The sequence below is a fragment of the Peloplasma aerotolerans genome, from assembly GCF_030012175.1.
Taxonomy (GTDB): Bacteria; Bacillota_I; Bacilli_A; order Acholeplasmatales; family Acholeplasmataceae; genus Peloplasma; species Peloplasma aerotolerans.
Genome location: NZ_JASCXW010000018.1, coordinates 17,069 through 38,334, shown reverse-complemented (window position 1 = coordinate 38,334; position 21,266 = coordinate 17,069). Strand labels below are relative to the sequence as shown.

The following is a 21,266-nucleotide window of genomic DNA, read 5'->3' as shown; positions in this document are numbered from 1 at the left end:
AAAAGATGTTGCCTAAGATTCATGTGGATCTCAAGAAATACGCACACAATGTAAATCACTTAACTCAAGAGCTGCATGAACGTAACATTACTGTTATGGCGGTTTCAAAAGTTTATCATGGTGATCAAAATATCGTTAATGTATTAAATGCATCCGATGTTGATTATATTGCAGATTCAAGAATTCAAAATTTGCAAAACATGAAGACAACCAAACCAAGAGTTCTATTAAGAATACCTAAGTTATCTGAAACAGATGATGTTGTTATGCATGCAAACATATCTTTAAACTCCGAGATTGGTACAATTCGAAAATTAAATCAATCTGCAGAAAAAATGGATTGTGTTCATGGAATTGTTTTAATGTTTGATATTGGAGATTTACGAGAAGGTATTTATTATAAAGAAGATTATATGAGTGTTGTTGAAGAGATATATCAACTCAAACATGTTAGACTTGAAGGTATAGGTACAAACTTAACATGTTATGGCGGGGTTATCCCAGAAGAGCAAACTTATGATAAACTATACAGTATAAAAAATAGTATTGAAAGCCGCTTAAACATTAAGTTGAATTTAATAAGTGGTGGGAACTCATCTTCCTTATTCTTAGCGTTAAATCAAAAACTCCCTAAGTTTATTAATAACTTAAGAATTGGTGAAGCACTCGTTTTAGGTAGAGAAACTGCTTATGGTAAATCTCTGTATTACATGTTTGATGATATCTTTACATTAGAAGCTGAAATTATTGAGATTAAAGATAAACCATCAATGCCTGAAGGTGTTTTGGGTATGGATGCATTTGGAAAGCCTGTTAAGTTTGAAGATCGAGGTGTAACAACACGAGCAATTTTATCAATTGGCAAACAAGATGTTGATGCACATGATTTAATACCACCAAAAGGTGTTGCTATTTTAGGATGTAGTAGTGATCATTTAATTGTACAAATATCTAAATTGGATTATCAACTAGGAGATACCATTACATTTAAAATGACTTATGGTGGCATTCTATCGTTAATGACATCACCATATGTGGAGAAAAGTTATGAGTAATATTTATCGACCAACTTGGGCAGAAGTCAATCTAGATCATTTATGGCATAATTTTGAAGAAGCTCAAAAACAAAATTTAACTAAAAAAGTTATTCCGGTCATAAAAGCAAATGCTTATGGACATGGAGCAATCGAGGTCATGAAGCATTTATATGATCAAGGTGTTCGTTTATGCGCTGTTTCACTATTAGAAGAAGCATTGGAAATAAGAGCGCATTTTGATGATATAGATATTTTAATGCTTGGTCCAGTGATGGAAAGCGATATTTTGATTTGCTCATTAAATCGCATTGAACTTTCAGTTTATGATGAACATATCTATGATTCTGTCTTAAAGCTTGGACATCATATAACTTGCCACCTGAAGGTGGATACTGGAATGTCAAGATACGGTTTTAGAGGTGTTGAGAATATTTCAAAAGTCGTTTCAAACCTTCAAAAGCAAAAACATATTAACTTAAAAGGTATATTTACGCATTTTGCTACTGCTGATCATGATGAAATGTTTTATCAAAAACAATTGGAACAAATGCGCTTGATACTATCAAGTCTTAAGAAGGTTCCACCCATGGTACATGTATCAAACTCATCATCAACCTTTAAATATGAATCAAAAATAGAGTTCACAACACATGTTCGCTTAGGCATATCACTTTATGGTTTATCTTTAGATGAGAAAAAACCTAACTTGAAACCTGTTATGTCTTTGAAGTCTAGAGTTGTCCAAGTCAAAGAATTGAATCCAGGTGATTGTGTAGGCTATGGTGCAACTTATTGTGCTACAGAGAAAGAAAGAATCGCGATTCTACCTATTGGATATGCTGATGGATGGATTAGAAAAAATAAAACTGGTCACGTGCAATTCCATGACAAGAAATATAAAATTGTTGGTATCATTTGCATGGATGCGTGCTTTGTTAAAATAGATGAGTCCGTTCATGTTAACGACACGGCTATACTGTTTGGTGATTTAGTTTCAATCGATGATATCGCCAAACGTTTAAATACAATCAATTATGAAGTGGTAACACAAGTATCATATCGTGTCCCACGAATCATGATTAAAGGAGATAAAAAAAATGATTAAAGTACACTCTGAAATCGGTAAACTCAAATCTGTATTATTACACAGGCCAGGTAAAGAACTTGAAAATTTAACACCTGATGTCTTAGAAAAACTGTTATTTGATGATATTCCATACTTGAAAGTTGCACAAGAAGAACATGATATATTTGCAAACACGTTAAGAGCGCATGGTGTTGAAGTCTTATATCTAACAGATATGTTGACTGAGGCTTTGGAAGCTCATCCAGAGGTTGTTTCTAACTTTATTAATGCATTTATTGAAGAATCTAAGATTAAATCTCAAACGATTAAAAACGCACTTTATAAGTATTTGGTCAATCTATCTATAACAGATATGATTCACAAAATGATTGAAGGTATAAGAACACATGAGATTACTGTTGGAAAGCATAAATCTATTATGGATATGTTAGAAGACGAATATCCATTCTTTACAGATCCAATTCCTAACATCTTGTTCCAAAGAGATCCATTTTCAAGTGTAGGACATGGTGTAGCGATTGGAAAAATGTTTACTCATGCAAGACAAAGAGAAACCATATTTGCAGAGTATATATTGACATATCACCCACGTTTTCATAAAAATCCACCTATTAAGTATTATCATAGGTTAAATAGATATCCATTAGAAGGTGGAGATATTCTTGTATTAAATAAAAATATTATTGCTATTGGGATATCAAATAGAACAGATCCAAGAGCCATTGAATTTTTTGCAGAACAACTTTTTAAAGAAAATACAGATTTTGAAACAGTGCTAGCTTTTAATATTCCAAAAAGTAGAGCATTTATGCATTTAGATACTGTATTTACACAGATCGATTACGGCATGTTTACCATCCATCCAGGCATTGAAAACAAGCTTACTGTCTTTGAAATCACTAAAAATGATACAAGATTTGATGTGGTTAAGGTTGTCGGATCATTAGAAGATGTTTTAGAGAAGCACCTTAAACGTCCGATTAAGCTGATTAGATGCGGTGGTAAAGATGTGATTACGAGTGTTAGAGAACAATGGAATGACGGAGCAAACACATTAGCAATCGCACCAGGTAAGGTCATTGTTTATGATCGTAATCATGTGACCAATCAAATGTTGGTAGATGCAGGTATTGAAGTATTAGAAATTGAGTCAAGTGAATTATCTCGTGGACGAGGTGGTCCAAGGTGTATGAGTATGCCATTAGAAAGAGAAGACATAGAATAGGGAGAAATATGATGAACTTAAAGGGAAGACATTTATTAACATTATTGGATTTTACAACCGAAGAAATCCAAAATCTTATTGATTTAGCACAAAGGCTAAAACATGAAAAGAAAGAAGGCATCAGTCATAAGCATTTAACTGATAAAAACATTGTTTTGTTGTTTCAAAAAGATTCAACAAGAACAAGATGTGCTTTTGAAGTTGCTGGATTTGATTTAGGTATGGGTGTCACTTATATTGGACCCACCGGTTCTCAAATGGGAAAAAAAGAATCCGTCAAGGATACTGCACGTGTTTTAGGACATATGTATGATGGTATTGAATTTAGAGGGTATTTGCAAAATGATGTAGAAACGCTTGCTGAGTATTCAGGAGTTCCAGTTTGGAATGGATTGACTGACCAATATCACCCAACACAGATTCTTGCTGATTTCTTAACAATTCAAGAAAAATTTGGAGCACTTAAAGATATTAAGTTTTCATATTTTGGAGATGCAAGAAACAATATGGGGAATTCATTAATGATTGGTTGTGCGAAAATGGGCATGCATTTTACAGCTGTTGCACCAAAAGCATTATGGCCAAATCAAGAGTTAATCGATATATGTCAAACCATAGCAAAAGAAACTGGTGCAACATTGCAATTCACTGAAGATGCAATGAAAGGTTCTAAAGACGCAGATGTTATATATACTGATGTTTGGGTTTCTATGGGTGAACCTAAGGATGTATGGTACGCAAGAATTCAAGATTTACATCCATATCAGGTAAACTCAAAAGTGATGAGCAATGCTAAGGCTGAAGCGATTTTCATGCATTGTCTACCTGCTTTTCATGGCATAGATACTGAAATGGGTGCCCAAATTGCACATGATTTTGGACAAATGTTTGAAGCCGTAAAACGTGGAGAATTAGAAGTTACTGATGCAGTTTTGGAGTCACCACAAAGTGTCGTGTTTGAAGAAGCAGAAAATCGTTTGCACACCATTAAGGCAGTTATGCTTGCGACACTGAGTGATCTTTATGTCTAGGTATGTTATATCACTTGGTGGGAATGCATTAGGGAATAATGCAAACGAGCAAAAACAATTACTAAAAGATGTAGCTAAAGCTATTTTTCCATTAATTGAAGATGATCATGATATTATTATCGTTCACGGAAATGGTCCTCAAGTTGGGATGATTAATTTAGCATTTAATGAGTCTAAATCAACACCTTTAATGCCTTTTGCAGAATGTGGAGCTATGAGCCAAGGTTATATAGGTTATCATATTCAAAATGCAATATATAATAAAATGAAGCTTGAAAACCATGAACGTCCGATTACAACCATTGTTTCTCAAGTCTTAGTTGATGCCAACGATCAAGCATTCAAAGATCCAAGTAAACCTATTGGAAGCTTTTATAGTAAAGTAGAGGCAGATCAATTATCTAAGGAACAAGGATATACAATGGTTGAAGACTCTGGTAGAGGATATAGACGCGTTGTAGCAAGCCCGAAACCATTAGACATTATTGAAAAAGAAAGTATTAAGGCTTTACTTAAGGATAAACATATCGTGATTGCTGCAGGTGGTGGGGGTATCCCAGTAATCAGTCAAGATAATGAATTAATAGGTGTTGATGCTGTTATTGATAAAGATCATGCAAGTGCGAAAATGGCTGAAATAACAGAAGCAGATGAACTGATTATTTTAACCGCAGTTGAGTATGTGTATCTTGATTTCAACACACCTCATCAAAAAGCATTAAAAAAAGTTTCCATAGCTGAACTTGAAGATTACTTAAAGAAAGGTCATTTCAAAAAAGGTTCTATGTTGCCTAAGATTGAGGCGTGTATGGCTTTTACTAAAGCAACAGGAAGACCTTCAATTATTGCATCACTAGATCAAGCCAAAGAAGCTTTAGAACAAAAAAGTGGAACAATCATTATTGCATAAAAAAAGCTCACTTGAGCTTTTTCTTTTGGATTATTCAACTTGTTTCATGACTTCGATTCCTGCATGTTTACCAATATCTTCATAAATGAGTTTATTTTTAATGTATAACCTTACATTAACATGACCAGATAGTCCCTCTTTAATTTGATCTGTCATCATACCATCTTTTGGAGATGCTAATCCAATTTGAGAAGTTGATAAAGCTTCGATCTCAAGACGGTATTTACCTTTGATTAATTTATAGAAGACATAGTTATCCTTTATTTCTTCTTTTTGTACTTTTGTAAAATTGTATGTAGCAAACCTATACTCTTTGCCTTCATAAATTAAGTTGGCAATTAAACCTTTAAAATAAAACCCAATAAACGGAATATCTGCATATGAAAACATAAGTGATGTTTCTGGATTTTTAAAATGATTGGATTGTATCCAAACATAAGATCTCGGAAATGATCTACCCCAGTCTTTTTCAATATAACCTTTGCTACTTTCAAAAGATATGATTTCATCGTTAATCTTAAATGCTCCATCTAACTGATGTGTCATACTGATAACGCCATGGTAACATTCCATAAAGCTTAAATAACCAAATATGCCCATAATATTAGGAGAAAACATATTTTTCTTCAAAGGCGTCAAACCAGATAATTTAAGTGTACCTATAATACTCATTTTATCGTTTTTCATATCAATGAATATTTTCTCTTTTGAGAAGTAGTTCTTATCGATTCGAATCCAAAACTCTTTATTTCCATAATCAAAAGCATCCAAATCAAATCTTAAATAATGGCTACTCAATTTTGTTTTTCGAGGATCGTTTTTAGATAAAAAGACTTGGATAAAAGCATGAGGATCAATTTCATTGATGCTCACGCCTGGAATGAAAGCTAGTGTATATAAGTCATCTTTACTAACGAGTTTATAGTACCAACCTTCGAAATATCTATTTTTCTTTTTCTCTCCTTGAAAATACTCAGGATGAATGAGTTTCTTAAAACACATACAAACTCCTATTAAAAAAGCTAGTTGACTAGCTTTTTAACTTTTATGGTTGCATTGCTCCAAAAAGAACTAACCAAGCTAAAATTGATTTAGCTACTAAGCTTAATACGATATAAGTGCGCTCTCCATATAAATAGTTCTTCCACTTACCAATTTTTTTATATTGAAGAATCATATTTACTGGGAATGTATTGAATGCAACAAAATATGTTCCCACAATTGCCCAAACAAACCATGGTACCATATCAAAATTACCTGTACCAAACATATAAATCAATATTGCAATCCATGGTGCGATACCTGCAATAGAACCCCAAATAAATGGACCCCAAATAACTTTTTCGTTATTTCCGCGTTTCGCATTTAATTGCTCCATAACAAGACCGAATAAGTTCATACTTGCATTAACTGCAAAAATTAAGATTAATGATGCAATGTCGTAGATTCCAAATAGAGTTGCGATTAATACGATCATAACTGATGAACTTAGCGCATATTCAAACCATCTGAATTTATTAATACCTTGTTCTAAATCTTTATTGTAGACAGCATTTAATTTTTTTGGAAATGAAATTAATGCATGTGCTCCAGCTGATATTAATAAAAATAAAGCAACAAAGATACCAAAAGGTAAATCGAACAATGTACGGCTTGCGACTTCAAGCGATTGTGTCATTGGATTGTAAGTTAAGTAAAATTGTGTAATTGTTGGTTTAAACTCGGCAATATTTTGGATAACAGATGTTGCTAAAAATAGCATCAAAATCCCTTGGACTAAATGCAGTCCACCCATCAACATGTTAAATTTCTTTAGTTTAAGTAATGTTTCATTATTTGTCATATAAAATTCCCCTTTTCTTATTTAAGATTAGTTTAATTATAACATATATTGAATTGTTGAGTATCAATATGCACTAACATTTTTTGTAATATTAAATGTCTGATTTTGCTAAAGATGTTATAATTTGTGTATAAACATTTTGCAAATAAAAATACTTTTACAAAAACGAGGAGTTTATGAATAAAAAACGAATCATCCGCGTGAGAGAAAAAGAATCTGGTCACAAGAAAAGTTATGTCGTTTATTGGATGCAACAATCACAACGCGTCCACTATAACCATGCTCTTGAGCATGCTATTCAACTCGCGAATCATCATGATTTGCCGTTATTGGTTTACTTTGGATTAACAGCAAACTATCCAGAAGCCAATCAAAGACATTATCAGTTTATGTTAGAGGGATTAAGGGAAGTCAAAGATATTTTGGTTAAATTTCATATTTCGTTTGTTTTAAGATTGGAATCACCTGAAGAAGGTATCAAACCTTATTTAGAAGATGCTGAAGCACTTATTATGGATCAAGGATACTTAAAACTCCAAAGACAATGGAGACAAAGTGTTATTGAGTATGTTAAAATACATCATTTAGACATTCATATAGATATTGTTGACACTGACTTAATTGTTCCTGTTCATATTGCATCTGATAAAGCTGAATATGGAGCATATACATTAAGACCTAAAATTAAGAGGTTATACTTGGAGTTTAGAGACTTTAATAGAATAAGTAGTATAAAAAATCAAACCAAACTAAAGTTAGAAGGTGATGATGATTTATCAGATTTAGCGTTAACGATTAAGAAGCTTAACTTGAATCAAAGTGTATCTTTAAGCATTTTTTATCATGGTGGTTATGTTGAGGCTTCAAAAATGGTTTTTACGTTCATTCAAGATAAGGCTAATCATTATTTGGAAAGCAACGATCCAAGTAATGATTATACATCGAAACTTTCGATGTATTTACACTTCGGACAAATATCAGCACTAGAAATACTAGACAGAATGTTTTTAGAGTTAGAGTACGGAAATATAGATGGCAAAGCTTTTGATGCTTTTATTGAGCAATTGCTAGTTAGAAGAGAACTAGCTTTTAATTTTGTCTACTATAATCAAGGATATGATCATTTTGATGAAATGACAGAGCCATGGGCTTACTTTACAATGAAAGAACATGAAAACGATTTTAGGGAATACTTGTATAGTTTAGAACAACTTGAAAATAGTAAAACACATGATCATTATTTTAATGCAGCAATGGATGAAATGGCGTATACAGGATATATGCACAATTATATGCGAATGTATTGGGCAAAGAAAATCATCGAATGGACACCAAATTATCAATCAGCATATGATTATATTATATACTTGAACAATAAGTATTTTATAGATGGAAGAGATCCAAACAGCTATGCAGGTGTTGCATGGTGTTTTGGCAAGCATGATCGTGCATGGACTGAAAGATCAGTATTTGGGAAGTTAAGATACATGAATGATAAAGGACTAGAAAGAAAATTTAACATCCAAAAGTATGTTGATGATGTGAGCGAAAAGAAAAAGTTGGCAACTGCCAAATAAAAAAAATATAAATAATATTGATATAAATGTTATTTTTGTCTATAATAATGGTAGAATTTATTGTATGTGTATTTATATCTTATGTTGAATAGATTAATTTTTTATTAATATTCTTTTTTTTATGGTATTTTTTTGTTATCATAAGTTACAGGATAAACAGGGGAAATAGAATTATGATTCAGTTAAGTCAAACAAACATCATTTCTATTATCATTTTAATCATTATTTACTTCAGTCTTAGAAAACATACGAAAGCATCTCATTATAGCAATCGTTACTTTTTTTCATTGCTTTGGTTTAATGTTGCTGTATTAATTAGTGATATTTTGATTGTACAATTTAATGGAAGTGCAACAAGTCTTGGTAGGTATGTCTTATTATCTGCACTAACTATTTATTTCATTGTAGCCTTATCAATCTTGGTTACTTGGTTATTTTATGTTGATCATCGCATTAACAAAAGATTGAAAAATATTAAAAGCATTTGTGTTATTTTTGGGCCGATATTGATTGTTCATCTAGTATTGCTGGTCTTAAGTTTTAACCGAGGCTATTTTTTCTATGTAGATGCTAATGGCTTTCATCAACGTGGCGAAATGCTTATACCATTAATTGTTTTTAATGTTAGTGTATTTGCTTTTTCTATGGGCTACATTGTATTCAATCAAAAATATATCCCCATATCAGATTTTAAGGCCTTACTCTTTTTCCCGGTGCCTCTAATATTGGCTGTTGCAGTTCAATTGTTTGAACCTCAATTACGAGTCTTATGGCCGTCGATGACATTATCTATTTTAGTTATTTATATTTATATACAGTCAAAAATAACCAATACTGATTCGCTAACTGGAGTATTTAATAGAAGAGAATATGAGTATCAAGTCTATAATATCGAAAACAATAAAAATATTAAAAAAACGATTGGTGCTATTTTGATTGATATCAACAATTTCAAATCCATCAATGATGATATGAGTCATCAAGCTGGAGATAAAGCTTTGATTGAGTTAGGCAGAATTTTAACGAAAAGTGTTAGGAAAAATGATTTTATTGCACGTATTGGTGGCGATGAGTTTTGTGTTATTATGCAAATAGATAAAGAAGATAAGTTATTCGAAATCATTAATAGAATTGAAAAAAACCTCGCTGATTACAATAAAAAAGCAGTTCATGATTACTGTTTAAGCATTTCAATGGGATATGGCATATATCATGATAAGTATTATGAATCCATGGAAAATTTCTTGTACAGTTTAGATCGTAAGATGTATGAAGATAAGGCAAAATCTAAACAAAATTTAAGCGTATCAATTTAAACAGGAGAAATCCTGTTTTTCTTATTTATAATGCTAATTATAAACTTTACAGCTTTATTTGACTTCTTTGATAATTCTCATATAATGAAGGTGATTACAAGCGATATCAAGGGGTATAAGACATGAGAATAAGATTAGACAAAAGTCGTCCTGGAGAGCAAACTATACTCTCAAACCTTAGAAAGGGACAAAAAGCCAAAGTGGTTTTTTTAAACACGGAAGATAAGGCCTTAAGAAGAAGATTACTCGATATGGGTATTACTGAAGGCGTACAAGTAAAAGTCAAAAAGATTGCTCCATTAGGAGATCCAGTCGATATAGAACTAAGAGGATATGAGCTTTGTCTAAGAAAGCGCGATATGTCCTTAATTGATGTTGAGGTTATGTCATGAGAGTTGCACTGGTTGGCAATCAAAACTCAGGAAAAACAACCTTATTCAATCTCTTAACTGGAACAAATCAAAAAGTAGGAAATTGGCCAGGAGTTACTATCGAACGAAAAGTTGGCACGATTAGAGGTACTGATTTTGAGATCGTTGATTTGCCAGGAATCTATTCTTTAAGTCCATATAGTATCGAAGAAGCGATATCGAGACGCTTTTTATTTGAAGAAAACGTTGATTTAATTTTAAACATTATCGACTCAACTTCAATTGAAAGAAGTTTGTACTTAACAACACAATTATTAGAACTTAATATTCCTGTATTAATAGCTTTAAATATGAGTGATATTGCTGATAAGCGCGGTATAAAAATCGATTTACATACGTTAGAAGAAAAGTTGGACACAACCATTATTTCAATTTCAGCATTGAAAAAGACTAATGTTTTTAACTTGATTCAATATATAAAACGTCAAGATTATAGGAAAAATTATTACACGCATATCTATGATCTTCATTTAGAAGAAGCGATAAAGAAACTTGAGAACTTAAATGAAACTGAACATAAAAGATTTTTAGCAGTCAAGCTAATTGAAAAAGATCCATTATTTAATGATTTCCAAAACGAAGAATCAAATCAAATCATTATGGATATTTCTAAACAGTATCAACGTGATATGGAACAGATTATCGCAGATGAGAGATATCGCTATATAGAGAATATAAGGGATGAAGCAGTTAGTGCAAGAAAAGAACAATTGACATGGACAGATCGTCTTGATTCGGTTTTCTTAAACAGATTTTTCGCTATTCCAATTTTTATGGTCATTATGTTTGGTGTATATTATTTAGCTGCAGGTCCAGTAGGAGGATTTACTGTAGAGATTGTTGAAGACCTCATGACAACATTTGGTGAATGGACTTCAATTTGGCTCAATGCGATAGGAGCATCTCCGTGGGCAGTTAGTTTAGTAGTTGATGGAATGATTGCCGGTGTAGGAGCAATCTTAAGCTTCCTACCACAACTCATTATTTTATTCTTACTCATATCATTACTAGAAACAACAGGATATATGTCAAGAATTGCATTCTTTTTAGATAGAATTTTCCAAAAAGTTGGATTATCAGGAAAATCATTGATTCCATTCATTATTGGTAGCGGATGTAGTGTTCCAGCGATTTTATCGGCAAGAACGATTAATGATGAAACAGAAAAAAAGATGACAATCATGTTGACACCTTTTATTCCTTGTAGTGCAAAACTACCCATTATTTCATTATTTGCTGGATATTTCTTTAGAGATCATTCAGGTTTAGCAAGCGCTTCATTATACTTTTTAGCAGTATTTGTCATTTTAATATCAGCTTATTTAATGAAAAAAGTGTTATTTAAAGGTAAAACCTCAAGTTTTATCTTAGAGTTACCAGAATATAAAATGCCTAATTTTAAATATGTCTTTTTTGATGTGACTTCAAAAGCAGGAGCATTTATACAAAGAGCTGGCTCAATTATATTAATGGCATCTATAGTCATTTGGTTTTTAATTAGTTTTTCATGGAACTTAACTTATGGTGTTGAAGCAAACCAAAGTATGTTAGCAAGCATCGGTAATGCACTTGCATGGATTTTTTATCCAATGTTAGGCGAATGGAGCTGGGGAGCTACGGTATCTGCAGTACAAGGATTGGTTGCTAAAGAACAAGTGGTTGCTTCAATGGCAATTATAGCCGGATACTCAGAGCAAACTTCTGAAGGACTACTAATATTTGGAAGTGGGGCTTTTAGTTTCTTTACTGGGGCATCAGCTTATGCATTCATGGTATTTAATTTATTTAGTGCACCATGCTTTGGAGCAATAGGTGCTATGCGTCAAGAATTAGGGACTGCAAAAAGAATGTGGGGGGCTGTGTTTTTCCAAACAGGTATTGCATGGGGGTTAGCTGTTATTGTATTTAACATAGGACGTTTTATTGAGGTGATCATTTTATGACAGCAGCAGATATAGTTATTGTTATTGTTATAGGGTTAATGGTAGGGCTAATCGTATTTAGAATGGTTGTTCGTAAAGATGATGACATATGCTCTAGATGTGCATATGCTAAAAGTTGTGTAGATGAGTGTTCGACAAAGAAAAAAACGACATTAAGTTAATGCCGTTTTATTTTTAACCTTAAGTTTCTTATGTATTAACCTTCTCAGGGAATTGACTTTCAACGTTTCCATCTTCGATACTTTGACTGTCTATTTCTTGACTTTTTTTCTTTGTTGTTTTAGGTCTTACTGTTGGTTGATTAACAACAACTTGTGGGAATGGAATTTCAATGTTATTGTTATCAAGAATAATTTTGATTTGTTTTCTTAATTCCCTTTCAACTGCATAATGTTTTTCATTAAGCGTTTTTGCAACAACTCTCATGTCGACACTACTACTATTTAAGTTTATAACTCCTACAACTTTCGGATCTTCAATAATGTCAGGTAAATCTTTTCTCAATTTAGGTAATTCTTCATTGAGTAAATCAATTGTTTGTTGCATGTTTTCTTGATATGCAATACCGAATTCAACAACAGCAGTAGATGGATTAATGGAATAGTTTAATAGATTAGAGATTTCACCATTTGATAGAATCTTTACATCACCTTTCCAATTTCTTAATTTTGTTGTTTTAAGACCGATACTTGTAACTTCACCTTTGAAACCCTGAACTTCAATAACGTCTCCAACATCAAAATGATGTTCGAATACAATGAAGAAACCACTGATTAAATCATGTATAAATTTTTGTGCACCAAGTCCAATAACAAGTCCCATAATACCTAACCCAGCAAGCGCTGGAGCAACATTGATACCCCATACAGATAATACGATTAATATTGTAATTACGCCAACTAGATATTTGATAATACTTGTTGATACTTTAGCTATCGTTCTTTTGCGTCTTTGCATAGGACCAGGTTTTGTTCCAACTGTCCTAAATGCCATTTTTGAAAACTTTAAAATGAGTAATGAAATAAAGATGATAATGGCACTACTAACCAGTTTTCCAACGCTATTCATTAATGTTGTTACTATAGAGTACCACGAATCTTGAAGGTATTGCATAATCTCAACACCCCATATGAGTAAAATAGCAAATGTTCCTGCAATCAATAATGCAAATGAAAAAAGAAATACAAGAATGACGATCCATTTTTTAATAATATCTTCAAGCTTTTTAAGAATAATACGCTCTACGATGAGCAAGCAAACGATGCCAACAACGATTGCTGCAGTTAACATCGAATTAATAGCAACCCCGTTTAAAAATAATGTAAGATTCATAAGTTAACTCCTTTCGTACTTTCCTATATTATAACATTTTTAACCACAAACCTGTTGAAACTGATATTAAAAAAGTTTTCTTGAATAAAAAATATAAAAAACTGTAAAAAAGTATAGAAAAGTGTTAAAATAGATTTGCATTTTGAAAGGTGGGTAAACCATGGAAAAGGATCATCAATTGACACCCTTTTATACAAAACTTTTAGAATATGCCGAAAGCAATACGATTTGTCATGACGTGCCTGGGCATAAGCTCGGACACTTAAAAAACGATATGATTGACTACGCAGGCAATCAGATGTATAAACTAGACGCAAATGCCCCTAGAGGTTTAGATAATTTAAATAGACCGACTGGTGTTATTAAAGAAGCTGCTGAATTAATGGCGGATGCTTTTGGAGCGGAAAAAGCTTATTTTTTAACTGGTGGAACGACCATGGGTATCTTATCCATGATTATGTCAGTTTGCCGCGCTAAAGAAAAAATCATTTTACCTCGAAATGTCCATAAATCAGCAATCAATGCATTAATATTAAGTGGTGCTGTACCAATATTTGTTAAACCTTATATTGACAGCGTATTAGGTATTGCAAACCATATGGAATATCATGATATCGAAACTGCAATTATAGAAAATCCAGATGCTCAAGCAGTGTTTGTTATTAATCCCACTTATTTTGGAGTTACAAGTGACTTAAAACGAATCGTAGATTTAGCACATGAGCATGATATGATGGTAATTGTTGACGAAGCACATGGCTCACACTTCCCTTTTTCAGACCAACTTCCCATCGGATCCATGGAAGCTGGAGCTGATATGGGGTCTTGTTCACTTCATAAAACTGTTGGTTCACTCACACAAAGTTCTATTTTAATTACACAAGGTCCTCGTGTAGATCATATTCGGTTAAGATCAACCATTAACATGATTCAAAGCACATCACCAAGTAGTTTACTTATGGCTAGTTTAGATGTCGCTAGAAAGACCATTTATAATGATGGCCCAAAACAGTTACCGATCTTAATTGAGATGGCAAAAAAGACAAGAGAAGAAATCAATCAAATTCCCGGATTAAAAACAGCTGATGAAACATATTTCAAAACCAAAAATGCTTATGGATATGATCAAACAAAAATTATTGTTAAAGTATCTGATATCGGTATTACAGGTTTTGACGTGTATAAAGAGTTATTTGATGAGCATCATATCCAGCTTGAACTAGCTGAAACACATTTAATATTAGCTGTGTTATCCATAGGAACAAAACAAGAAGATTTAAATGCATTAGTAAAAGCACTCAAAATTATATCTGATAAGTATATACCAATGGAATTAGAACCATTACTTCCAAAAGTCAAATATGTTTATCCAGAAGCTTATACAAGACCGAGAGAGGCATATCATGCACCTAAAAAGTATGTACCTCTCAATCAAGCAGTTGATGAAATTGCTGCAGAATCAGTGATGATTTATCCACCAGGTATTCCAATCGTTATTCCTGGTGAAGTTATTAGTCAAGATATATTAGATGACTTAGACTTTTATCAAAGAAGTGGTTCAGTAATTCTAAGTGATACTGAAGGTGGTTATATTAAAATAATTGATAAAGAATATTGGGAAAAATGGAGCGATGACGATTATGAATAAAGTTGATTTATCTTTTCAAAGCTGTAAAAGCAGCTATGAAGAAGCAGATGTGGTGATCTTCAGTGTCCCTATGGATTCAACAACATCTTTTAGACCAGGCACAAGATTTGCAGGAAATGCGATTCGTGTAGATTCTATTGGTGTTGAGTGGTACTCACCTTATAGAGAAAGAGATTTAAACGAATTTAAGACTGCAGATGTTGGTGATCTTGATTTACCTATTGGTGCTGTAGAAGACGCATTAGACATTGTCTACAAGACAACTAAACAGATTTTAAATGATGGGAAAACACCAATGATGGTTGGTGGCGAACATTTAGTAAGTTATCCAGTCATTAAAGCAGTATTTGAAAAATATCCAAATCTTCATATTATACAACTAGACGCACACACAGATTTGAGAGAATCATTTTATGGTAGAGATTTATCTCATGCAACATTTTTAAGACATGTTCACAAGTTTGTTGGTGATGGAAAAATCTATCAATTCGGAATTAGAAGTGGTGAAAAACCAGAATTTGATTGGTCAGCTCAAGGACATACACATATGAGAAAGTTTGACTTTGAAGGTTTAGATGAGATTTGTGAGCAATTAAAAGATGTTCCTGTTTATGTAACCATTGATTTAGATGTCTTAGATCCAGCAGTTTTCCCAGGTACAGGTACACCTGAACCAGGTGGAATGCAATATAAGGATTTATTATGGGCATTTGATCAATTTCAAAAACTAAATAACTTTGTTGGAGCGGATTTTGTTGAATTAGCACCAATGCTTGATCCAAGCGGTGCATCAACTGCGGTTGCAGCTAAAACGCTTAGAGAAATGGTTTTGCTTCTTCAAATGAATCGCGAAAAACGTTAATCAAACAAATAAGGAGATTATTCAATAATTTCCTTTTTTTTATGTTTTTATTCCATTTCAAATGTATATTCCTTGACATGACTTAATCTAATTTATGGCTTATTTAACACGAAAAACCCACACAAAAACCTATATTTTATTATTTATCATTCCTTTAAGCAAAGCTTTTGAATAAAAGCACTACGTCAAGTATAATAATAGTGCAAAAGCAAGGGAGGAATTTAAATCATGTTATTTGACAAATATGATCCACAAAAGAAACAACAACTCAAGATTTTAGATCCTAAAGGAAAAATTACAAATCCTGATTTGGAACCAAAAATTAGTAAAAAAGAGTTGCTACAAATGTACAAAATCATGTCGCTTGGTCGTGTAGCTGACTTAAAAGCTGTACAATATCAAAGACAAGGACGTATGTTGACGTATGCTCCAAATCGTGGCCAAGAAGCAGCACAAGTTGGTGCAGCAGCAGCTATGGCTGAACAAGATTGGTTTGTACCAGCATTTAGAGAACTTAACGCCATGTTATATCGTGGTGTCACCTTAGAACAAGCATATTTATATTGGTATGGTAATGAATGGGGTAATCACTTTGATGAAGGTGTTAAAGTATTGCCAATCGATGTGATCATCGGTTCACAAATTAACCATGCAGCAGGTATTGCATATGCAAGTAAAATATTAAAGAAAAAAGAAGTTTCTGTTGTTATGATTGGTGATGGAGGAACATCTCATGGAGAGTTCTACGAAGGTATGAACTTTGCAGGTGTTTTTGATGTGCCTATGGTTGCAGTTATTCAAAATAATCATTATGCAATCTCAACACACAGAAGTAAGGCTACCAAAGCTGAAACATTAGCTCAAAAAGCTGTTGCATTTGGAATTCCCGGTATTCAAGTCGATGGTAATGATGTGCTTGCGATGTATGTTGCAACTAAAGAAGCAATTGAACATGCACGTTCAGGTAAAGGTCCAGTATTAATTGAAGCTGTGACTTATCGTCTTGGAGCACATACCACTTCTGATGATCCAACGATATATCGTAAGGATGAAGAAGTTGCAGAGTGGGAAAAGAAAGATCCGATGATTAGATTCAAGAAATATTTAATTGATAAAGGTTATTGGAGCGAAAAAGAAGAAGAAAAATTAGAAGAAGAAAATAAAAAATTTGTTGGCGAAACATTTAAGAAAGTTGAAGAAAGCGGTGTGGAAGAACTTGAAGATATCTTCAAATACACATATGCAGAAATGACACCTCAACTTAAAGAACAATATGAGTACGCTAAGCAGTTTGAAGATAAAGGAGGGAAATAATCATGGCAGCATTAACATTATTAGGAGCAATCAACCAAGCACTTGATCAAAAACTTGCAGACGATGAACGTGTCGTTGTTTTTGGTGAAGATACAGGTTTTGAAGGTGGCGTGTTTAGAGTTACTGCCGGATTACAAAAGAAATATGGCGAAGACCGTGTATTTGATACTCCGATTGCTGAAGCAGCAATCACAGGTAGTGCAGTAGGCATGGCTATCAATGGATTGATTCCTATTGCCGAAATTCAATTTGACGGATTCGTATTTCCTGGTTATACTGAAATTGTTACTCACATGGCTAGATATAGAAATAGAACAAGAGGACGTTATGGTCTACCAATCGTTGTAAGATTTCCTGTTGGTGGAGGTATTAGAGCCTTAGAACACCACTCAGAGAGTCTTGAAACATTATTAGGTCATATTCCTGGTCTAAAAGTCGTAATGCCTTCAACACCATATGATGCTAAGGGCTTAATGATTTCAGCAATTGAAGATCCAGACCCAGTTATTTTTATGGAACCTAAGCGTATTTATCGTGCAGGTAAACAAGAAGTACCTGAAGAAATGTATCGCATACCTATTGGAAAAGCGAAAGTTGTTAAAAAGGGTAAAGACATGACTGTCGTTGCTTGGGGACCAATCGTGAGAGAAGTTGTAAAAGCAATGGAATTAATTAAAGATGAAAATATTGATATTGAATTAATTGATTTAAGAACAATCAATCCAATTGATGAAGAAACGATTATCAACTCAGTTAAAAAAACTGGTCGTTTCTTGGTAGTACAAGAAGCAGTTAAAACATATGGACCAGGTGCTGAACTTATTTCTTTAGTCAATGAGAAAGCATTTTTACACCTAGAAGCAGCACCAGCTAGAGTTACTGGTTATGACATTACTGTTCCTTTAGCTAAAGGTGAACATTATCATTTTGTTCAACCAGAAAGAATTGCTGCTGAGATATTAAAAGTAGCTAAATTCTAAGAGGAGGTCAAACTATGTATGATTTTAAATTTGCTGACGTCGGTGAAGGTATTCATGAAGGTAAGATTTTAAAATGGAACTTCAAAGTTGGTGATAAGGTAGAAGAAGGGGAAACTTTAGTTGTTGTTGAAACAGATAAAGTTAATGCTGAACTACCTTCACCTGTTAATGGCGTTATTAAAAAATTAGGTGCTCAAGAAGGAGAAACCATTAATGTTGGTGAAACAATTGTCATTATCGATGATGGATCTGGAGATGAACCTGAGGAAGAAACTAAAAAAGAAGAGAAAAAAGAAACTAAAAAAGAAACAAAAGATGATGAAGACGATGAAGATAAAGATGATGGAAAAGTATCTGAAAGTAAAGCTGCTCCAGGTGTCATTGGATCTATTGATGTATCCGAAGACTTAATGGAAGCAAGTGATGAATCTAATGAATCATCTGATGCTTCAGAATCAAAAAAAGTATTAGCTACACCAGTTGCAAGACAAATGGCTAAAGACTTAAACGTTGATATCCAAAAAGTTAAAGGTACTGGCGAAAACGGAAGAGTATTAAAAGAAGACATCCAAAAAATGGCTTCATCTAGCAGTTCAGGACAACAACAAAAAGTTACTGTTTCAGCACAAGGTGATGTTGAATATGTGGAAATATCTAAACTTAGAAAAGCAATTGTTAAATCAATGACATTGTCAAAGCAAATTATTCCACATACAGTATTAATGGATGAAGTTGTTGTTGATAAGCTTGTTGAATTAAGAAACAAGGTAAAGGGGCAAGCAGCTGCTCAAGATATTAAGTTAACTTACATGGCATTCGTGATGAAAGCAACTGTATTAGCACTTAAAGAGTTCCCGAATTTCAATGCTAGTTTTGATCAAGAAAACGATCGTATGATTTACAAGAAATATATTAATCTAGGTATGGCTGTCGATACACCAGATGGTTTAATTGTACCCAATATTAAAGATGCAGACCAAATGAGTATTCTTGAACTTGCAAAAGAAATTAGAGATGTTGCAGATAAAACTGTAGCAAGAAAAATACAACTTTCTCAATTGCAAAACACAACATTTTCTATCACCAATTTCGGTGCTGCAGATGTAGCTTACGGAACTCCAATTATTAACCATCCAGAAGTTGGTATTTTGGGTATAGGTAAAATCGAACAAAAACCTATTGTAGAAAACGGAGAAATCAAAGCCGCTTATACATTGCCACTATCACTCGCTGTAGATCATCGTGTGATTGATGGAGCAGAAGCAGGTAGATTTTTAAATAAAATTAAGTCTTTATTAAATGACCCGATGATGTTACTATTAAGTTGAGGTGATTAAAATGAAGACATATGATATCATCATTTTAGGTAGTGGACCAGGTGGTTATGTTGCAGCTATTAAAGCAGCTCAACTAGGTGCTAAGGTCGCCCTAATTGAGAAAGAAGATGTTGGTGGCATCTGTTTGAATCATGGGTGTATACCAACTAAGACATTGTTAAAAAACGCAAAAGTCTACAAAACGATTCAACATGCACTAGATTATGGTGTTATTGTTGATGGTGAAATCAGTTTTGATTGGACTCAAATGTTAAAAAGAAAAAACCAAGTCGTTAAACGTTTGACAACAGGTGTATCAGCACTATTAAAGAAAAATGGTGTGAATGTCATTAAAGGATTTGGTAAAGTGTTAAGTCCAACTAAAGTAGAAGTTGGTGATGAAACATATGAAACTAAAAATTTAGTAATCGCAACAGGCGCAAGCCCAATTATTCCACCAATTACTGGTTTAAAAGATGCATATGAAAAAGAAATTGCTGTAACCTATAAAGAGTTATTACAAATCAAAGAAGCACCTAAATCACTTGTCGTTATTGGTGGTGGAGTTATCGGTGTTGAATTTGCAACAATCTTTTCTGCACTTGGATCAAAAGTTACGATTATAGAAAAAATGGATAACATCTTAATAACCATTGATGATGATATTCGTAATGCTTATGTCAAAGTACTTAAAAAAGAAGGCATTGAAATCTTTACAGGTGCTGAAGTTAAAGCTGTCAAAGACCATGAAGTTACCTACTCGTTTGATGGTAAAGATCAAAAAATTAAAGCAGATACAATTTTAGTATCAGTAGGCATGAAGCCTAATTCGCAAGGGTTAGAATCACTAAATCTTAAAATGGACCGAAATGCTATTGTTACAGATGAACACATGAAAACAAGTGTTGATCATGTATACGCAATTGGTGACGTTAATGGCAAATATATGTTGGCACATGTCGCTTCAGCAGAAGGCATTGTTGCTGCTGAACATATTATGGGTCATAAAGCATCAATGCGTTATGATCGTGTACCAAATGCAGTCTATGGATCTCCAGAGATTGCAACTATTGGATTAACAGAAAAAGAAGCTAAAGAAAAAGGATTAAAATATAAAGTATCAACATTCCCACTTGCTGGAAATGGTAAATCACTTGCTGACAATGAAAAAGATGGTTTAATCAAAATGATTGTAAGTGAAAAGTATAAAGAAATAATTGGGACACACATTTTAGCATATAATGCATCAGATTTAATTGCTGAGATAGGTGTAACGATGGAGCTTGAGGGAACAGCGTTTGAGATTGCTAAAACAATTCACCCGCATCCTACGTTATCTGAAATCGTTATGGAAGCTGCACATGGCGCAGTTGATAAGCCAATTCATATGTAAAATAACTAAACATTCAATTGT

The 21,266-nt window shown here is 33.2% G+C and carries 19 protein-coding genes; 16 read left to right on the top strand and 3 right to left on the bottom strand.

Going from position 1 to position 21,266, the window contains the following annotated elements:
- The 5 genes from QJ521_RS06225 to arcC form a co-directional block, all read left to right on the top strand.
- On the top strand, window positions 1-1,055 hold a 1,055-nt coding region (locus QJ521_RS06225; RefSeq protein ID WP_282839581.1), incomplete at its 5' end, for an alanine/ornithine racemase family PLP-dependent enzyme.
- Window positions 1,048-2,142, top strand: coding sequence for an alanine racemase (gene alr / locus QJ521_RS06220; protein WP_282839580.1), 1,095 nt, complete (start codon window positions 1,048-1,050; stop codon window positions 2,140-2,142). The genes QJ521_RS06225 and alr, both read left to right, overlap by 8 nt.
- On the top strand, window positions 2,135-3,349 hold the full coding sequence (gene arcA / locus QJ521_RS06215; protein WP_282839579.1) for an arginine deiminase: 1,215 nt from the start codon (window positions 2,135-2,137) through the stop codon (window positions 3,347-3,349). The genes alr and arcA overlap by 8 nt, the downstream gene beginning before the upstream one ends.
- An 11-nt stretch (window positions 3,350-3,360) precedes the next feature.
- Complete coding sequence (gene argF / locus QJ521_RS06210; protein ID WP_347568087.1) at window positions 3,361-4,380, top strand: ornithine carbamoyltransferase; 1,020 nt, start codon at window positions 3,361-3,363, stop codon at window positions 4,378-4,380.
- Entirely contained in the window at window positions 4,373-5,290 is a 918-nt protein-coding gene (arcC, locus tag QJ521_RS06205; RefSeq protein ID WP_282839577.1) for a carbamate kinase, read from the top strand. The genes argF and arcC overlap by 8 nt, the downstream gene beginning before the upstream one ends.
- Before the next feature lie 30 nt (window positions 5,291-5,320).
- Here the strand turns inward: arcC and QJ521_RS06200 are convergent, their stop codons facing one another.
- Together QJ521_RS06200 and heR are read right to left on the bottom strand one after the other, a co-directional pair.
- Window positions 5,321-6,292, bottom strand: a complete 972-nt coding sequence (locus QJ521_RS06200; protein ID WP_282839576.1) for a tocopherol cyclase family protein — start codon at window positions 6,290-6,292, stop codon at window positions 5,321-5,323.
- Window positions 6,293-6,335: 43 nt separating this feature from the next.
- A complete protein-coding gene (gene heR / locus QJ521_RS06195) occupies window positions 6,336-7,133 on the bottom strand; it encodes a heliorhodopsin HeR (protein ID WP_282839575.1) in 798 nt (265 codons plus the stop codon).
- 176 nt (window positions 7,134-7,309) lie between these two features.
- On the opposite strand from heR, the gene QJ521_RS06190 reads away from it, so the two are divergent.
- From QJ521_RS06190 to QJ521_RS06170, 5 genes are all read left to right on the top strand, one after another.
- Window positions 7,310-8,710: a deoxyribodipyrimidine photo-lyase gene (locus QJ521_RS06190; RefSeq protein WP_282839574.1), complete on the top strand. Its 1,401-nt coding sequence runs from the start codon at window positions 7,310-7,312 to the stop codon at window positions 8,708-8,710.
- A 173-nt stretch (window positions 8,711-8,883) separates the two neighbouring features.
- Window positions 8,884-10,026, top strand: coding sequence for a GGDEF domain-containing protein (locus QJ521_RS06185; RefSeq protein ID WP_282839573.1), 1,143 nt, complete (start codon window positions 8,884-8,886; stop codon window positions 10,024-10,026).
- Between the two features lie 122 nt (window positions 10,027-10,148).
- Entirely contained in the window at window positions 10,149-10,418 is a 270-nt protein-coding gene (locus QJ521_RS06180) for a FeoA family protein (RefSeq protein WP_282839572.1), read from the top strand.
- A complete protein-coding gene (gene feoB, locus QJ521_RS06175) occupies window positions 10,415-12,400 on the top strand; it encodes a ferrous iron transport protein B (protein ID WP_282839571.1) in 1,986 nt (661 codons plus the stop codon). The genes QJ521_RS06180 and feoB overlap by 4 nt, the downstream gene beginning before the upstream one ends.
- A complete protein-coding gene (locus QJ521_RS06170) occupies window positions 12,397-12,561 on the top strand; it encodes a hypothetical protein (RefSeq protein WP_282839570.1) in 165 nt (54 codons plus the stop codon). The genes feoB and QJ521_RS06170 overlap by 4 nt, the downstream gene beginning before the upstream one ends.
- Before the next feature lie 28 nt (window positions 12,562-12,589).
- Here the strand turns inward: QJ521_RS06170 and QJ521_RS06165 are convergent, their stop codons facing one another.
- Window positions 12,590-13,732, bottom strand: coding sequence for a mechanosensitive ion channel family protein (locus QJ521_RS06165; protein WP_282839569.1), 1,143 nt, complete (start codon window positions 13,730-13,732; stop codon window positions 12,590-12,592).
- A gap of 160 nt (window positions 13,733-13,892) precedes the next feature.
- Between QJ521_RS06165 and QJ521_RS06160 the strand changes: the two genes are divergently transcribed.
- The 6 genes from QJ521_RS06160 to lpdA all read left to right on the top strand — a co-directional run bounded on the left by QJ521_RS06160 (window position 13,893) and on the right by lpdA (window position 21,245).
- Window positions 13,893-15,380, top strand: coding sequence for an aminotransferase class I/II-fold pyridoxal phosphate-dependent enzyme (locus QJ521_RS06160; RefSeq protein ID WP_282839568.1), 1,488 nt, complete (start codon window positions 13,893-13,895; stop codon window positions 15,378-15,380).
- The gene (speB, locus tag QJ521_RS06155) at window positions 15,373-16,242 is read left to right on the top strand and encodes an agmatinase (protein ID WP_282839567.1); all 870 of its coding nucleotides are present in this window, start codon (window positions 15,373-15,375) and stop codon (window positions 16,240-16,242) included. Before QJ521_RS06160 ends, speB begins: the two co-directional genes overlap by 8 nt.
- A gap of 228 nt (window positions 16,243-16,470) precedes the next feature.
- A complete protein-coding gene (pdhA, locus tag QJ521_RS06150; RefSeq protein ID WP_282839566.1) occupies window positions 16,471-17,556 on the top strand; it encodes a pyruvate dehydrogenase (acetyl-transferring) E1 component subunit alpha in 1,086 nt (361 codons plus the stop codon).
- Window positions 17,557-17,558: 2 nt separating this feature from the next.
- On the top strand, window positions 17,559-18,536 hold the full coding sequence (locus QJ521_RS06145; RefSeq protein ID WP_282839565.1) for an alpha-ketoacid dehydrogenase subunit beta: 978 nt from the start codon (window positions 17,559-17,561) through the stop codon (window positions 18,534-18,536).
- A 14-nt stretch (window positions 18,537-18,550) separates the two neighbouring features.
- A complete protein-coding gene (locus QJ521_RS06140; RefSeq protein WP_282839564.1) occupies window positions 18,551-19,864 on the top strand; it encodes a dihydrolipoamide acetyltransferase family protein in 1,314 nt (437 codons plus the stop codon).
- A gap of 10 nt (window positions 19,865-19,874) precedes the next feature.
- Window positions 19,875-21,245, top strand: a complete 1,371-nt coding sequence (gene lpdA / locus QJ521_RS06135) for a dihydrolipoyl dehydrogenase (RefSeq protein ID WP_282839563.1) — start codon at window positions 19,875-19,877, stop codon at window positions 21,243-21,245.
- The last annotated feature ends 21 nt before the right edge of the window (window positions 21,246-21,266 follow it).

Bases quoted from the DNA above. Each gene is read 5' to 3' on its own strand.
- alr (WP_282839580.1), top strand. From the start codon at position 1,048: ATGAGTAATATTTATCGACCAACTTGGGCAGAAGTCAATCTAGATCAT.
- arcA (WP_282839579.1), top strand. From the start codon at position 2,135: ATGATTAAAGTACACTCTGAAATCGGTAAACTCAAATCTGTATTATTA.
- argF (WP_347568087.1), top strand. From the start codon at position 3,361: ATGAACTTAAAGGGAAGACATTTATTAACATTATTGGATTTTACAACC.
- arcC (WP_282839577.1), top strand. From the start codon at position 4,373: ATGTCTAGGTATGTTATATCACTTGGTGGGAATGCATTAGGGAATAAT.
- QJ521_RS06200 (WP_282839576.1), bottom strand. From the start codon at position 6,292: ATGTGTTTTAAGAAACTCATTCATCCTGAGTATTTTCAAGGAGAGAAA.
- heR (WP_282839575.1), bottom strand. From the start codon at position 7,133: ATGACAAATAATGAAACATTACTTAAACTAAAGAAATTTAACATGTTG.
- QJ521_RS06190 (WP_282839574.1), top strand. From the start codon at position 7,310: ATGAATAAAAAACGAATCATCCGCGTGAGAGAAAAAGAATCTGGTCAC.
- QJ521_RS06185 (WP_282839573.1), top strand. From the start codon at position 8,884: ATGATTCAGTTAAGTCAAACAAACATCATTTCTATTATCATTTTAATC.
- QJ521_RS06180 (WP_282839572.1), top strand. From the start codon at position 10,149: ATGAGAATAAGATTAGACAAAAGTCGTCCTGGAGAGCAAACTATACTC.
- feoB (WP_282839571.1), top strand. From the start codon at position 10,415: ATGAGAGTTGCACTGGTTGGCAATCAAAACTCAGGAAAAACAACCTTA.
- QJ521_RS06170 (WP_282839570.1), top strand. From the start codon at position 12,397: ATGACAGCAGCAGATATAGTTATTGTTATTGTTATAGGGTTAATGGTA.
- QJ521_RS06165 (WP_282839569.1), bottom strand. From the start codon at position 13,732: ATGAATCTTACATTATTTTTAAACGGGGTTGCTATTAATTCGATGTTA.
- QJ521_RS06160 (WP_282839568.1), top strand. From the start codon at position 13,893: ATGGAAAAGGATCATCAATTGACACCCTTTTATACAAAACTTTTAGAA.
- speB (WP_282839567.1), top strand. From the start codon at position 15,373: ATGAATAAAGTTGATTTATCTTTTCAAAGCTGTAAAAGCAGCTATGAA.
- pdhA (WP_282839566.1), top strand. From the start codon at position 16,471: ATGTTATTTGACAAATATGATCCACAAAAGAAACAACAACTCAAGATT.
- QJ521_RS06145 (WP_282839565.1), top strand. From the start codon at position 17,559: ATGGCAGCATTAACATTATTAGGAGCAATCAACCAAGCACTTGATCAA.
- QJ521_RS06140 (WP_282839564.1), top strand. From the start codon at position 18,551: ATGTATGATTTTAAATTTGCTGACGTCGGTGAAGGTATTCATGAAGGT.
- lpdA (WP_282839563.1), top strand. From the start codon at position 19,875: ATGAAGACATATGATATCATCATTTTAGGTAGTGGACCAGGTGGTTAT.